The sequence below is a fragment of the Nocardioides sp. NPDC057767 genome (genome assembly GCF_042798275.1).
Taxonomy (GTDB): Bacteria; Actinomycetota; Actinomycetes; order Propionibacteriales; family Nocardioidaceae; genus Nocardioides.
The window spans coordinates 61728-76286 of the sequence record NZ_JBHVKJ010000032.1; the positions used below are offsets into that span (position 1 = coordinate 61728).

General features: G+C 68.9%; 16 protein-coding genes. 10 read left to right on the forward strand and 6 right to left on the reverse strand.

The annotated features are described in order from the left end of the window. Positions 1-514: 514 nt before the first annotated feature. The gene (locus ACFVDI_RS17490) at positions 515-1291 is read left to right on the forward strand and encodes a GntR family transcriptional regulator (protein ID WP_378907236.1); all 777 of its coding nucleotides are present in this window, start codon (positions 515-517) and stop codon (positions 1289-1291) included. Positions 1292-1298: 7 nt separating this feature from the next. Here ACFVDI_RS17490 and ACFVDI_RS17495 read toward each other — a convergent pair whose 3' ends face one another. Beyond that, a complete protein-coding gene (locus ACFVDI_RS17495) occupies positions 1299-2672 on the reverse strand; it encodes a VWA domain-containing protein (protein ID WP_378907239.1) in 1374 nt (457 codons plus the stop codon). Further along, positions 2669-3547 (reverse strand): AAA family ATPase, encoded by an 879-nt coding sequence (locus ACFVDI_RS17500; protein ID WP_378907242.1) that lies wholly within the window; start codon positions 3545-3547, stop codon positions 2669-2671. The genes ACFVDI_RS17495 and ACFVDI_RS17500 overlap by 4 nt, the downstream gene beginning before the upstream one ends. 112 nt (positions 3548-3659) lie before the next feature. Here ACFVDI_RS17500 and ACFVDI_RS17505 point away from each other — a divergent pair, with 112 nt between their 5' ends. Continuing rightward, positions 3660-4001, forward strand: a complete 342-nt coding sequence (locus ACFVDI_RS17505; protein ID WP_378907244.1) for a hypothetical protein — start codon at positions 3660-3662, stop codon at positions 3999-4001. A 3-nt stretch (positions 4002-4004) separates the two neighbouring features. Here the strand turns inward: ACFVDI_RS17505 and ACFVDI_RS17510 are convergent, their stop codons facing one another. After that, complete coding sequence (locus ACFVDI_RS17510) at positions 4005-4706, reverse strand: winged helix-turn-helix transcriptional regulator (RefSeq protein WP_378907247.1); 702 nt, start codon at positions 4704-4706, stop codon at positions 4005-4007. A 100-nt stretch (positions 4707-4806) separates the two neighbouring features. After that, positions 4807-5484, reverse strand: coding sequence for a winged helix-turn-helix transcriptional regulator (locus tag ACFVDI_RS17515; RefSeq protein WP_378907250.1), 678 nt, complete (start codon positions 5482-5484; stop codon positions 4807-4809). Positions 5485-5537: 53 nt separating this feature from the next. Here ACFVDI_RS17515 and ACFVDI_RS17520 point away from each other — a divergent pair, with 53 nt between their 5' ends. The 8 genes from ACFVDI_RS17520 (at position 5538) to ACFVDI_RS17555 (ending at position 12111) form a co-directional block, all read left to right on the forward strand. Then, positions 5538-6329 carry a DUF899 family protein gene (locus ACFVDI_RS17520; protein ID WP_378907253.1) on the forward strand — a complete coding sequence of 264 codons (792 nt, stop codon included), beginning with the start codon at positions 5538-5540 and terminating at the stop codon, positions 6327-6329. A gap of 10 nt (positions 6330-6339) precedes the next feature. Next, the gene (locus tag ACFVDI_RS17525; protein WP_378907254.1) at positions 6340-6756 is read left to right on the forward strand and encodes a VOC family protein; all 417 of its coding nucleotides are present in this window, start codon (positions 6340-6342) and stop codon (positions 6754-6756) included. 31 nt (positions 6757-6787) lie between these two features. Next, entirely contained in the window at positions 6788-7429 is a 642-nt protein-coding gene (locus ACFVDI_RS17530; protein WP_378907257.1) for a PadR family transcriptional regulator, read from the forward strand. Positions 7430-7574: 145 nt separating this feature from the next. Then, positions 7575-8582, forward strand: coding sequence for an ATP-binding cassette domain-containing protein (locus ACFVDI_RS17535; RefSeq protein ID WP_378907259.1), 1008 nt, complete (start codon positions 7575-7577; stop codon positions 8580-8582). Further along, positions 8582-9364: an ABC transporter permease gene (locus ACFVDI_RS17540; protein WP_378907262.1), complete on the forward strand. Its 783-nt coding sequence runs from the start codon at positions 8582-8584 to the stop codon at positions 9362-9364. The genes ACFVDI_RS17535 and ACFVDI_RS17540 overlap by 1 nt, the downstream gene beginning before the upstream one ends. 103 nt (positions 9365-9467) lie before the next feature. Continuing rightward, on the forward strand, positions 9468-10142 hold the full coding sequence (locus ACFVDI_RS17545; protein ID WP_378907279.1) for a response regulator transcription factor: 675 nt from the start codon (positions 9468-9470) through the stop codon (positions 10140-10142). After that, the gene (locus ACFVDI_RS17550; RefSeq protein WP_378907264.1) at positions 10139-11575 is read left to right on the forward strand and encodes an ATP-binding protein; all 1437 of its coding nucleotides are present in this window, start codon (positions 10139-10141) and stop codon (positions 11573-11575) included. The genes ACFVDI_RS17545 and ACFVDI_RS17550 overlap by 4 nt, the downstream gene beginning before the upstream one ends. After that, positions 11572-12111, forward strand: a complete 540-nt coding sequence (locus ACFVDI_RS17555) for a hypothetical protein (RefSeq protein WP_378907267.1) — start codon at positions 11572-11574, stop codon at positions 12109-12111. Before ACFVDI_RS17550 ends, ACFVDI_RS17555 begins: the two co-directional genes overlap by 4 nt. A gap of 22 nt (positions 12112-12133) precedes the next feature. Here ACFVDI_RS17555 and zwf read toward each other — a convergent pair whose 3' ends face one another. Beyond that, positions 12134-13591 carry a glucose-6-phosphate dehydrogenase gene (gene zwf / locus ACFVDI_RS17560; RefSeq protein WP_378907270.1) on the reverse strand — a complete coding sequence of 486 codons (1458 nt, stop codon included), beginning with the start codon at positions 13589-13591 and terminating at the stop codon, positions 12134-12136. Positions 13592-13679: 88 nt separating this feature from the next. Then, a partial coding sequence (locus ACFVDI_RS17565) for an anthranilate synthase component I family protein (protein ID WP_378907273.1) occupies positions 13680-14559 on the reverse strand: 880 nt, incomplete at its 5' end.

A 14559-nucleotide genomic window follows, 5' to 3' on the forward strand; every position in this document is an offset into this window, starting at 1 on the left:
GATCGAGCGAGCGCGCGGCTGAGCTGGCGAAGCCGCGTCCGCGTGTCGAGATCCGCTGGGAGGAGAGATGACCTCCCCGATGGGCGTCTTGCGCAGGCACCCGACGCACACCTGATCGGGCGCGACCTTGCTGAGCCGGCGCGGCGGCAGCACATGCCACGTGCCCAGCCGGCGGCCGCACATGGTCAGGACGTACCCGTTGCTCTTCTTGGCCGAGCGAAGGTGCCAGAAGCTGCCCCGGTCGGTCCGGTAGACCAACGGGTCTTTGGCCAGGACCGGCGGCCTCCCGCTGGTTCCCATGCTGAGTCGGTCGTCTACGAACACGAATTCCCCCCAAGGAATGTCGATGGCTCTCGTCGTTGAGTGCCTCGAGACGCCGGTTCACAGCTGGGCCGTGCGCCCAACGCCCCGAGACGACTTCGACCATAAGTCCACTCATTGCAACGGGTCAAGGCGGAAAGGGTGGGGCTATGCGGCTATTCGGGATCTGTACGGCTCAGTAACGTGTTCTCCTATGAGCAACCCCCGTCCGCGCGGCCTGCCCAAATACCTCCACGTGGCCGACTATCTGCGGGCCCAGATCGACGACGGCACCTATCTCCCCGGCGAGCGGCTCCCGACCGAGCCCGAGCTGATGGACGCCTTCCCCTACGACCGCGCCACCATCCGGCGGGGCCTGGCGGTGCTGCGCAACGAGGGCCTCATCACCAGCGAGCAGGGCCGAGGCGTCTTCGTACGCGACGCCACCAAGACCCGCTACGACCTGATGAGCATGCTGATCACCGATCCGAGCCACCCGGCGAAGCCCGACGCGGCCTATCACCAGCCGCCGCGCGGTCCCGACGACGGCATCTCCGTCGAGCACTCCTACGAGGTCATCGCGGCGGGCGAGAAGCTCGGGGAGGCCTTCGACCTCGACCCGCGCAGCGAGCTGCTCAGCACCACCTACACGTTCTTCATCAGCGGCGACACCGCCGAATACCGCACCACGGCCTACATCCCGTACCCGCTGGTCATCGACACCCCGCTGGCCACGCCGACCGACGACTGGCCGCAGCCGCCGATCAAGGACCTGCTGGCCACGGTCGGCGTGAAGGTCACCACGGTCGCGATGGACATCGAGTCCCGGATGCCGACACCGCAGGAGACCTTCGACCTGCAGATCCCCGACGGCACCCCGGTCCTCTCCGACCGGCGCCGGTTCCTCGCCGACGACCGGGTCGTCTGCATCACCGACTCGGTCGGCGTCGCCGACCGGATCGTCTACGGGCTGGACCTCAAGCTGCAGTGACCCGGTCTCAGGCGAGGTCGTGGACGAACTCGCTGAGCTGGGTGAGGTTGCGGCACTCGACCATCTCGACGATGGAGCCGTAGCGAGTCGCCTCGGAGTCTCCGGTGTCCCACTGCGTACGGACCTCGGGGTTGAGCCAGTAGGAGTGCCGCGCCGACTCAGTCATCGCGCGCAGCGAGTCGACGGCGAGGTCGGAGTAGTTGGACCGGGCGTCGCCGAGGATCAGCAGTGAGGACTTCGGACCGAGCGCGTCGGCGTGCCGTTCCTGGAAGAGCGAGAAGGCCCGGCCGTAGTTGGTGCGCCCCATCCGGGCCGCGTGCTCGGTCGCCTTCGTCAGCTCGGTCATCGTGTCGACCAGGTCGGCACCGGGACGGAAGTAGGAGGTGACCTCGTGGATCTCGTCGACGAACGTGAACGCGCGCACCTTGCCGAACTGCTCCCGCAGCGCGAAGACGAGCATCAGCGTGAAGGTGGCGAAGTTGGACACCGACCCGGACACGTCGCACAGGATCACCAGCTCGGTGCGGTGCGGTCGCTTGGGCCGATACCTGAGGTCGACGGGCACGCCTCCGGTGGACATCGAGGACCGGAGCGTACGCCGCAGGTCCACCGCTCCACGACGGCGAGCGTGGTGCTCCTGGGTGAGCCTGGTCGCCAGCCGGCGCGCCAAGGGGTAGATCTCGCGCCGTAGCGCCTCCAGGTCGGCCCGCCGCGCGTGCAGGAAGTCGAGCTTCTCGATCGTCGGCCGTACGGCGATCTTGGCGATCTGCTCGGGGCCCTTCTCCTCCGCGATCCGCCGGCGGGCGTCGGCTTCGACGAGACCGCTGAACCGGTTCACGCGCCGGCTCCCGACCCGTGCCGCCTCCTCCTCGGTCCAGCCGCCCTGCCGGAGGCCCTCGATGAGCCGCGAGGTCAGCTCGTCGGTCGAGAGCCGGCGCAGCGCGGTGTAGGAGGACCACGAGCTCAGTCCCGGGCCGCGGCCGGGCATCGCGCCGAAGCGGGCCACCGCCTCGGCGGCCAGCTGACGCAACATCTCGACGTCGTCGGCCGCCAGCGCCTCGCCCAGCCGTTCGGTGAACTCGGCGAGCGCCTCTGGACCGTCCTTCACCGCCCCGGCAGCCTCGGCCTCGCCCGTCAACGAGGGAGTCGTGCCCGAGCCGACCAGCCGTGGGAAGTAGAGCTCGAACAGGCCGTCGAAGGTGGCCCGCTGGTTGGCGCGCTTGACCAGGGTCGCGGCGTACGCCTCCTTGACCTGGGTCCGGTCGTTCCAGCCGATCAGGCCGAGGGCGGTGACCGCGTCCAGGCCCTCGGAGAGCGACACCGGCAACCCTGCTCCCCGAAGAGCTTCGAGGAACTCGATGTGCCGGTCGAGGAGGGTCACCGCTTCAACCGCAGCTCTCGGACCGCACGGTCGACATCGGAGGAGTGCTTGAGCACGACGCCGAGGGTGTCGGCGACGGCCTTGTCGGAGAGGTCGGTGATCTCGAGTGCGATCAGGGTGCGAGCCCAGTCGACCGACTCGGCGATCGAGGGCGACTTCTTGAGCTCCAGCTCGCGTAGCCGTGCCACGACCGAGACCAGCTGGCGAGCGACCTTGTCGTCGAGGCCCGGCACCTGGGAGAGCACGATCTCGCGCTCCCGGTCGGCGTCGGGGTAGTCGAGGTGGAGGTAGAGACAGCGTCGCTTGAGCGCCTCGGAGAGCTCCCGGGTGGCGTTGGAGGTGAGCACGACCAGCGGACGCCGGGTCGAGGCCATCGTGCCGAGCTCGGGGATGGTCACCTGGAAGTCGGAGAGCACCTCGAGCAGCAGCCCCTCCACCTCGACGTCGGTCTTGTCGACCTCGTCGATGAGCAGCACCGTCGGCTCCTCACGACGGATCGCGGTCAGCAGCGGCCTGGTCAGCAGGAACTCTTCGGAGAAGACGTCGTCGTGGGTCTCCCCCCACGCCTGGCCGTCGCCGGCGGCCTGGATACGGAGGAGCTGCTTCTTGTAGTTCCACTCGTAGAGCGCCCGCGCCTCGTCGAGGCCCTCGTAGCACTGCAGCCTGACCAGCTCGGCACCGGTGGCCCGAGTGATGGCCTTGGCCAGCTCGGTCTTTCCCACCCCGGCAGGCCCTTCGATGAGCACCGGCTTCTCCAGCGCGCCCGCAAGATAGGTCGTCAACGCGGTCGAGTCGTCCGCCAGGTAGCCGACGTCTCCCAGGCGGGCGACGGCCTCGGCGGGCGAGGAGAACCAGGGAGACGTACGAGATGGCATGACGCGACACTAGCGAGTCTGCTCTGGGCGTGCTCCCGGTGTCCGGATGGGACTTTCGTCATAGTGCCGGCCGGAGCCGTCACCGAGCCACCGATCGGTCGTTAGAAACATCGTGCACTCGGACACCTCGCGACCTCTGACGCTGGTCGTCGTCGCCATGAAGGTATGCGCGCTGACGGCGTTGGCAGCCTTCTGCCTGGTGGCCATCACCACTCCGGCCGAGCCTCGGTCGCTGGCGAAGCGGGAGCAGCCCGAGCTGGCCGCGATGCTCGAGCAGCACCACTGCGTGGCCCCTCCGACGATCGCGCCCTGGCGCCGGGAGAGCGCCATCATCCGCTCCCCGCGCGGCGAGCTGAAGCACGTCACCCTCGAGGTGGGCCAGCTGATCGAGCAGGGCAAGGCCCGCGGCGAGCTGGTCGCCTTCTGCGCCGATCCGGTCTCGCCGACCCCGTAGCGGTCAGCCGGCCTCGGCGAGCGTGTTCGCGAACAGCCCGAGCACTCGGTCCAGAGCGGCGCGGTCGCCGTCGACCCGGAGCCCGGCCTCGGCGATCGCGGCGTCCACGGGGAAGCCCATGAACACGACACCGGTCCACGCCGTGGAGTCGCCCGCGACGGTGACATCGGCGTCCTCGAGGGTGCCCTCGGCGAGGTCGAACTGGTTACCCTTCCAGACCAGCCGGAACTGCTGCGGATCGGCGTCGGGGCGGCGTGCGTCGGTGAGCTCCCAGGCGACGCTGATCGGCTCCGGGGTGGTCGCGCTGCCGGCCGGCACCATCGTGCGCATCGCCACCATCACGCCGCTGGGCGTCATCCCGGCGGTCATGATCGGGAAGCGGGACGAGCCGTGGGCCCAGCGTCCGAGCGCCCCGAGGATCGTCTCGAGCTCGCGTCCCCACGGGGTGAGAGCGTAGGCCGTCGTCTTGGTGATGTAGCCGAGCTCGGTCTCGACCACGACGCCGGCGTGCTGGAGGAACTGGAGCCGGTCCTTCAGCTCGTCGGCGCCGACCCCGATCACGGACGATTCCAGGTCACGCGCGGTGCGCGGCCCGAACATCAGCTCGCGCACGACGATGAGGCTCCACCTGTCGCCGATCAGGTCCAGTGCGTGCGCTGCCGCGCAGGCGTCTCCGAGGTCCCCATAGGTCAGGTTCAGGGTCACGTCGATCCTCTCCGAGTCATTCGATCCCATCGAGCGTAGTGAGACCGAGCTACACGTCGTCAGAGCCAGAGGTCCTGCCGCGCCCGTGAAATCCTTCGACCTACCCGATGGCCGCGTACGCAGCAGCGACCCGCTCCACGGCACGCCGGTCGCCCTCGATGCCCACCGCGCCGACCGGCTCACCGGCGAAGACCACGCCTGCCCAGGCCGAGGAGTCGCCGGAGACGGTGGCATCGGGCGTGTCCTCCGCGCCCTCGGTCAGCTCGAAACGGTCCTCGTCCCAGTGCAGCCGGTAGCGGCGTACGCCCGCGGCGGGACGCCGCTCGTCGTGCAGGTCGATCGCGATCCTCACCGGGCCTTCACCCCACTCGGGTGTCGCGGCGTACGGCGCCATCGTGCGCATCGCGACGATCACCCCGTCGGGGGTCATGCTCCCCTCCGGCACCGGGAAGCCGGGCGAGCGCTGCGCCCAGCGGCCGAGCGATCGCATCACGTCCTCCAGCCCCTGGCCCCATTCCGTGAGCCGGTAGACGCGCGTCTGCCCGAGATCGTCGAGCTGCGCCTGCTCGACGACGCCGGCCTCCCGCAGCGCCTTCAGCCTGGAGGTGAGGACCGCGGGGGTGATCCCGACGACGGCCGAGGCCAGGTCGGCGAACCGGCGCGGACCGAGCATCAGCTCGCGCGCGATCACGATGCTCCACCGGTCCCCGATGACGTCCATCGCGTGCGCGGTCGCGCAGGCATCACCCAGCTCGGCGTACGTCTGCTTCTTCGGCATCGATCCTCCTGACTCTCTTCACAAGAGTATCAACTATGTTTAACGTAGTCCTCATGAACACGACCCCACTCCCGCCCGTCGTCGACCGGACGACCTATCTGCGCGAGCGCAACGCGCTCCTCGACCAGGAGAAGGCGCACACCCGCGCCGGCGACGCCCTCGCCGCGGCCCGCCGAAGGCTCCCGATGACGGAGGTCGACGCGACCGCACCGCTCGTCGGCGCCACGGGTCATGTCAGCCTGCTGGACGCCTTCGAGGGGCGTGCGCAGCTCTTCGCGAGCTACCACATGTGGCACACCGGCCACGCGGCCGCCGACCAGTGCGAGGGGTGCACGTTCATCAGCGGCGAGGTGGGCGAGCTCGGCTACCTGCACTCGCGCGGGGTGACGTACGCAGTCCTCTGCCAGGGCCCCTATCCCGAGAGCTCTCGCTATCGGGACTTCATGGGATGGCAGATGCCGTGGTACTCCGTGCCGGAGGATTCGTGGGATGTCCTCGACGTGCGCGGGTACTTCGGCGGCAAGGTCTGCTACCTACGCGACGGGGACCGGGTCTTCGAGACGTACCGGACGACCGGTCGCGGCGTGGAGCCGATGTCGGCGTCGTACGGGATCCTCGACATGACCGTCTACGGACGGCAGGAGGCCTGGGAGGACTCCCCGGAGGGCTGGCCCCGGCGCGCGGGCGGCGAGGGCAGCCAGTTCCGCAGCGAGGAGACGCCGACCACCAACCATCGCCCCGGCGTGAGCGGCCGCCCGATAGCGCAGTGGTCGCGGATCGCCGCCGGCCGCGACGACGATCTCGGATCCGGCCACGCCCTCACCTCCGACCACTGCTGCCACTGAGGAGATCCCGATGCGTACGACGATCGCCCTGCCCACCCGCGACCGGTCGCGGTCCCACGTGTTCCTCCGTGACGGCCTCGGCCTCGAGACTCCGGGCGAGCTCGCTCCTGACGGGGTCCCCGAGCCGCTTCGCGCGACCCTGTCGGAGACGTGCGAGGTGATGATGATCCCCACCGGCGGGTTCACGTGGGTCACCGGCCAGCTCGGTGACGAGCCGATGGATGCGGCGACCCTGCCCGCCCCGGACGGCCTGAAGCAGTGCCTGGTCACCATCGAGCTCGGCTCCCGCGACGATGTCGAGGCTCGCTTTGCGGCCGCGACGGCTCTCGGCCGCGGCGTACTCGGGCCGGAAGCTGCCCCGTGGGGCGAATACCGCGCGGTCGTCGCGGACCCCGACGGCCATCTCTGGCAGCTGACGGCCCGCTGAGGCCCGGTCGTGCCGCCCCTAGAATCTCCCTATGGCCGGAGACGACACACGGATGCTGCTGCTGGGGGCGGTGGCGCTGTTCGAGCCCGTCAACGGCTACCAGATCCGCCGCGAGCTGATGTCGTGGCAGGTCGACCAGTGGGCCAACATCAACCCCGGCTCGATCTACCACGCGCTGACCTCGCTCTCCGACAAGGGCCATCTGACCAGGCACGATCTGGTGGACAACGGGCGTACGGTCGCGGTCTACGAGATCAGCGCCGGCGGGCGGGCGGAGCTGGAGCGTCTGATCACCCGGTCGTTGGAGGCCGTCGACGCCTACAACGGACTCTCCTTCTACGCCGCCTTCGCACTGGTGCCGCTGCTGGAGCGGCCGGCGGTGGTCCAGCACCTGGGCGTCCGCCTGAGGAACCTCGAGCGCACGATCAAGGAGCTCGACGCCGCGGCCCGGGTGAGTGCGCGGACGGCGCCGCCCCACACCGTCGCCGGGCTGCACCTCCAGATCGACAAGCTCCGTTCCGAGCGGTCCTGGCTGGTCGAGGTCCTGGACGACGTACGCAGCGGCAAGCTGTTCTTCGCCGGCGACGCCCCCGGCTGGACGCCTGCCGACGACGATCCGGGCTGGCAGATGGACGCCGACCGGAAGCGCTATCGGGAGATGCTGCGCGGCTGAGCCGCCGCCCTCCGGGGAATCGGTTTGACAACCCGGGTTCAAAATTGAACACTCACGCTATTCAACTTTGAATACCCGGGTAAATCGGGTGATTGTTGTCCGTCGTCCGTGCTTGTCTGGACTCGCACGCACAAGGGAGTGACACATGATTCACGCACGCGGCCTGAGGCACACCTTCGCCTCCGGCCATGGCAAGCAGAAGAAAGAAGTCGTCGCGGTCGACGGGGTCGACCTCGACGTCGAAGAGGGCGAGGTGGTCGGCTTCCTGGGGCCCAACGGCGCCGGAAAGACCACCACCCTCCGCATCCTCACCACCCTCCTCAAGCCCACCTCCGGCACCGCCACGGTGGCCGGGTTCGACGTGGCCAAGCAGTCCGTCGAGGTCCGGCGGAGCATCGGCTACTGCTCCCAGGTCGGATCGACCTTCTCCGGGGCCTACGCGGGCGACGAGGTCGTCGACCACGGAATGCTCTACGGGATGTCCAAGAAGGACGCCGTCGCCCACGGGCAGGCGCTCTTCGAGCGGCTTCAGCTCGACGGTCTGTGGCGCCGCAAGCCGCGCAACATGTCCGGCGGCCAGAAGCGCCGCCTCGACATCGCGATGGCGCTGATCCACGCCCCCAAGCTGGTCTTCCTCGACGAGCCCACCACCGGCCTCGACCCGCAGGCGCGGGCCAACCTGTGGGACCACATCGCCTCGCTGCGTACGGACCACGGGGCGACGGTCTTCCTGACCACCCACTACCTCGACGAGGCCGACACCCTCGCCGACCGGGTGATGGTCATCGACCAGGGCCGCATCGTCGCCAACGACACCCCGGAGAACCTCAAGGCCGCCGTCTCCGGTGACCTGGTCTCCCTGGAGGTCGCCACCGACGAGCAGGTCGCGATCGCCCGCGAGAAGCTCGGCTCGATCTCGGAGAGCGTCGAGGTCGACGAGCGACTGGTCAGCGGCCGGGTGCCGCGGGCCGGGAAGGCCGTCCCCGGCCTCCTGCGCGACCTGGAGTCCAACGGCGTCTCGCTGGAGTCGATCGAGGTCGCCCGGCCCACCCTGGACGACGTCTTCCTGACGCTGACCGGACGCACGCTCCGCGACGCCGAGGCGGGCGCACCGGAGTCCGAGTCCGACGAGCAGATGCAGGAGGCCAAGTGATGACCGAGTTCCAGCAACCCGTCCTGAAGTCCGGCTTCCTGCGGGAGTCGTTGGTCGTCTTCAAACGTCAGCTGCGGATGAACCTCCGCAACCCCGCCTGGGTGCTCATCGGAGTGATGCAGCCGATCCTCTACCTGGTGCTCTTCGGGCCGCTGCTCGAGCCACTGATCGAGCAGCTCGGTGGCAACGCCTACAACTGGTTCGTCCCCGGCATGCTCGTCCAGCTCGGCGTCTTCGGCGCGATGTTCGCCGGGTTCTCGCTCATCGGCGAGTGGCGCGAGGGCGTCATCGAGGCGGAGCGGGTCACCCCGGCCTCACGCGGGGCGCTGCTCTTCGGGCGCCTCTACCGTGACCTGCTCCAGATCCTGGTGCAGGCGATCATCCTGGTCGCCCTCGGCCTGGTGATGGGCATGGACTTCAAGCCGCTCGGCATCATCGTCGGGATCGCGATCACGGTGCTGATCGGTGGCGCCGGAGCCGCCGCCTCCAACGCGTTCGCGCTGCTCGTGAAGAGCGAGGACGTGATGGCCCCGGTGACCAACATGCTGCTGATGCCGATCCTGCTCCTCTCCGGCATCTTCCTGCCGATGAGCTTCGGCGCCCAGTGGCTCGAGACGCTGGCCGACATCATCCCGACCAAGCACATCGTCGACGCGGTCCGAGCCTCGTTCTTCGGCGACCTCGGGATCGCCGACATCGGCTGGGGCGTCGGCTGGACCCTGGTCCTGTTCGTGCTCTCCGTCTGGTGGGGCATCTCCACGTTCCGCAAGGAGAACGCTTAGGAAGACACGCGCCGTCTCTCAGCGGCGCCTCAGCGAGGGGTGGCAGGGTAGGAGTGTGAACAGCCCTGCCACCCCCAGCGACGCTTCCGGCGACAAGCCGCACGTGCTGGTCGTCGACGACGACAAGGCCGTGCGCGAGTCCCTGCGCCGGTCCCTGGAGTTCAACGGCTACGTGGTCGCCCTTGCCGGCGACGGCGCCGAGGCGCTCGCCGGGATCGCCAACCACGGCCCCGACGTCGTCGTGATGGACGTGATGATGCCCCGACTCGACGGCATCGAGGCCACCAAGGCGCTGCGGGCAGCGGGCAACGACGTACCCATCCTCGTGCTGACCGCCCGCGACGCGGTCGGCGACCGGGTCGACGGCCTGGACGCCGGCGCCGACGACTACCTCACCAAGCCGTTCGCGCTCGAGGAGCTGCTGGCCCGGCTACGTGCGCTGCTGCGCCGGGCCGCGCCGATCGGCGAAGAGGACGAGGAGACGCTGTCCTTCGCCGACCTCAGCATGAACACCACCACCCGCGAGGTGACCCGGGGCGATCGGGCGATCGAGCTCACCCGCACCGAGTTCACGCTCCTGGAGATGTTCCTGCGCCGGCCCCGCCGCGTACTCGACCGGTCCTTCATCCTCGAAGAGGTGTGGGGCTACGACTTCCCGACCACGGCCAACTCGCTGGAGGTCTACGTCGGCTACCTGCGCCGCAAGACCGAGGCCGAGGGTGAGGCCCGGCTGATCCACACCGTACGCGGCATCGGCTACGTGCTGAAGGAGCCGTGAGCAGCGCGATGACCATGACGGCCACCGGCTCGCGCTACCGCGGTTCCCTGGCGGGCCGGGTCACGCTGCTGACGACCCTCGCGGTCGCCGGCTCGATCGCACTGATCGCGATCGGGCTCTACTTCGTCGTACGCATCCAGCTGCAGGCCAACATGGACGAGTCGCTGCTGAAGCGGGCCAGTGTCGCTGCCGCGAACACCGCCTCCATCCAAGACACCCGGACCGGGGCGGCCTTCCCGACCTGGGTGCTGAACGCCGGCGACATCCAGATCGCGGAGGTCGCCGACGCACACAACTACTGGTCGCCGACGTACGGCACGTTTCCGCTGCCAGGGGAGCCTGAAGAGGCGGTAGCGAAGGGCCATGCGACGCAGGCGGTCCGGACCGTACACACCCAGAGTGGTGTGTTCCGGGTGGTGAGCGTGCCCATCCCGGAGAGCGACACCGCACTGATGCTGGCGCAGTCGCTGGAGCCGCAGCAGGCGATGTACAAGCGGCTCGGCTTCGTCGTGCTCTTCTTCGGTGCGGCGGGGGTGGTTGCGGCGGCGTTCGCCGGGTGGGTCGTGGCGGCGGGCGGACTGCGTCCGGTGCGGCGGCTGACGGCCTCGGTCGACCGGATCGCGACCACCGAGGACCTCACCCCGCTCCCGGTCGAGGGCGACGACGAGATCGCCCGGCTGGCGACCTCGTTCAACCGCATGCTGTCCGCGGTCTCCGCCTCCCGGGACCGGCAGCGGCAGCTGGTGGCGGACGCCTCGCACGAGCTGCGTACGCCGCTGACCTCGCTCCGCACCAACGTCGAGCTGCTCACCCAGGCCGACGCCTCGATCACCGGTGAGCAGCGGGCCGACCTGCTCGGGGACATCCGCGCCCAGATCGAGGAGCTCACCAACCTGATCGGCGACCTCGTCGAGCTCGCCCGCGACGAGCCTGCCGAGCCGACGCTGGAGACGGTCGATCTCTCCGACGTGGTGGATCGGGCGCTCTCCCGGGTCCGTCTGCGCGCACCGTCGGTGACTTTCACCGAGGAGATGGCGTCGTGGTGGGTCATGGGTGACGCCAGCTCGCTGGAGCGGGCGGTCACCAATCTGCTCGACAACGCTGCCAAGTGGTCCCCGGAATCCGGCACGGTGCACATCTCCCTCCACGCCGGCGTGCTCAACGTCGACGACGAGGGACCGGGCATCGCCGAGAACGACATCCCCTACGTCTTCGACCGGTTCTACCGCTCCACCGAGGCCCGCTCGATGCCCGGATCGGGGCTCGGCCTCGCTATCGTCCGACAGGTCGCCGAACGCAGCGGCGGGTCCGTCTCCGCGGCCCGTTCCCCGTTCGGCGGCGCACGGATGACCCTGCGCCTGCCCGGCTCGGCCTCACCCCGGCCGACCGAACCGCCCACGGCTGTGTTGAACGATGAAGGACTGAACCATTGAGGTACGCCGTCCTGGCGCCCGGTCTGCTGGCGCTGCTCTCCCTCGCTGCCTGTGGAGCCGAGGATCCCGCCCCCTCGGCATCCGCATCGGCTTCCGCGTCGGGGTCTGATCACTCCGCCAAGGAGACGTTCAACCCGTGCGACGGACTCGACATCGCTCCCGTCGAGAAGGCCCTCGGCGCCCAGCTCCGCGTCGAGAAGGGCACCTCGGCGGCACCCCGCTGCGCATTGCTTCCCGAGAAGTCGGGTGGGACGGCGTACGAGCTGAACTACCTGCCCTTCAAGGGCACCCTCGCGGAAGCGTGGAAGACCATGGACGTGCAGTCGGGCAAGGTCAGTGAGCCCGAGATCAGGGACGCCGACGACGCCAGGCTGGTCAAGCAGCAGGGCGTCAGCTCGTACGCCGTCACCGGCTTCGTCCAGAACGGCGCCCTGATCCAGAGCTTCAACTCCGTCGACCTGGAGCCCTACGACGGCGACGCCATGGACCGCGCCGCCCAGGCTCTGCTCGAGCAGCTCAGCGCCAACGCCCCGTAGCCGACGCGGGCGACTTTCTCGGCTAGTGCTTCTTCGTCTCGCGCCAGGAGCGCTCGAACGGGAGGCGCCACGCGTGCGGAGCGATCAGCTGGTGGATCGAGTTGGGGCCCCAGGAGCCAGGCGCGTAGAGGCGGACCGGCGGTGGGTTGTCGAGGAGCGGCTGGGAGATCTCCCAGAGCGTCTCGATGCCCTCGGCGGTGGTGAAGAGGGTGTGGTCGCCGCGCATGGCGTCGTGGATGAGGCGTTCGTACGCCTCCAGGACGCCGGTCGAGGAGCTCGTCTCCTGGGTGGCGAACTGCATGGAGAGCTTCTCCAGCTTCATCCCGGGCCCGGGGCGCTTGCCGTAGAACGACAGTGACATCTTCGACTGATCGGCGAGGTCGAAGGTGAGGTGGTCGGGACCCTGCGTGCCCGCGCCGGAGTTGGCCGGGAACATCGTCAGCGGCGGCTCCTTGAACGCGATCGAGATGATCCGCGCGCCCTCGGCCAGCTTCTTGCCGGTGCGCAGGAAGAACGGCACGCCGGCCCAGCGCCAGTTGTCGATGATCACCTTCATCGCGATGAAGGTCTCGGTGTCGGAGTCGTCGGCGACCTCGTTCTTGCCCCGGTAGCCGGAGTATTGGCCGCGCACCACGTTGCGCGGGTCGAGCGGCTGGATCGAGCGGAAGACCTTGTTCTTCTCCTCGCCGATCGGGTCGGGAGCCAGCGAGGTCGGCGGCTCCATCGCCATGAACGCCAGCACCTGCATCAGGTGGGTCACGACCATGTCGCGGTAGGCGCCCGTGCCCTCGTAGAACGCGGTGCGTCCCTCCAGGCCCAGCGTCTCGGGGATGTCGATCTGGACGTGGTCGATGAAGTTGCGGTTCCAGATCGGCTCGAAGAGTCCGTTGGCGAAGCGGAAGGCCAGGATGTTCTGCGCGGCCTCCTTGCCGAGGAAGTGGTCGATCCGGAAGATCTGCTCCTCGGTGAAGACCTCATGGATCTTCGCGTTGAGCTCCTTGGCCGACTCGAGGTCGGTGCCGAAGGGCTTCTCCATGATGATCCGAGCGCGCTCGACGAGGTCGGCCTCCTCGAGCTGGCGGATCACGTCCTGGGCGGCCTTGGGCGGGACGCTGAGGTAGTGGAGGCGGCGGACGTCGCTGCCGACCCCCTGCAGCTTCTTCTCGGCGAGCTTCACCGCGTCGGCCAGCGCGTGCGGCCCCTCCTTGGTGGAGACGTAGGAGAGCATGCCGCCGAACGCCTTCCACCGCTCGTCGGTGATCTCGCCCTTGCCGAACTCCTCGCACGCCTCGCGGGCGAAGGCGACGAAGTCCTCGTCGGCCATCTCCTCCAGCGAGGTGCCGACGATCTGGGCATCCGTCATCAGCCCGGCCTCGTTGAGTCTGAGCAGGCCAGGAAGGAGTTTGCGGCGCGCCAGGTCACCCGTCGCACCGAAGAGCACGATCACATGTGGCAGGGCTTTGTCATCGATGGTGGCCATGATGAGTCCACGGTAGTCCTCGTTTTATGAACGATCCAATAGACAACGGCCGCTGTCTCAACGTGTCGCCGTCTTTTCACCTGATTGATCATCTGCCGAGGGAAGCGCGGACCCGGTCGGCCTTCAACCGCGCCTCCTCGGCCTCCTCGGCGACGTCGGACCTGACGGTGATTCCGCCGCCGGTGCCGATCTTCCAGGTGCGGGTGTCATGGGTGGTCAGGGTGCGGATGACGACGCCCAGGTCGGCCGGTCCGTCGCCGGAGATCCAGCCGAAGGCACCGGCATACGCCGCCCTCGGCCCGCCCAGGTCACGCTCGGCGCGCTCGATGACCTCCATCGTGCGCAGCTTGGGCGCGCCGGTCATCGACCCGGCGGGGAAGAGCCGGCGCAGCGCCTCGATCGTGGTGATCCCGTCGCTGAGATGTCCCCTGACCGTGGTGACGAGCTGGTGCACGGTCTCGTAGGACTCCACCTGCATCAGCCCCGGCACCTCCACCGTCCCCGGCTCGCACACCATCGCGAGGTCGTTGCGGAGCAGATCGGTGATCATCAGGTTCTCGCTGCGGAGCTTGGGATCCGTCCGCAGCAGCTCCGCGTTGGCGGCGTCCTCCTGCTCGGTGGCTCCTCGCGGCGTCGTCCCCTTGATCGGCCGGGTCTCGATCACCCGATCCTCGCCGATGACCGCGTACCGCTCCGGGCTCGAGCTCAACAACCACACGCTGTGCCCGTCGATGTCGTGCTGGAGAAAGCCCGCGTACGGCGCCGGGTTGATGCTCCTGAGCCGCAGATAGGTCGCCACCGGGTCGGCGGAACCGTGGACGGTGGCGCGATAGGTCAGGTTCGCTTCGTAGGTGTCACCCGCCCGGAGTGCTTCTTGAACCTGGTGGAAGGCGTCGGTGTAGGCGGCATTTCGGGGTAGTCCGGGAGCGAACTGCCCATTACTGGCGGGTATATGGGCAGTTCGCTCC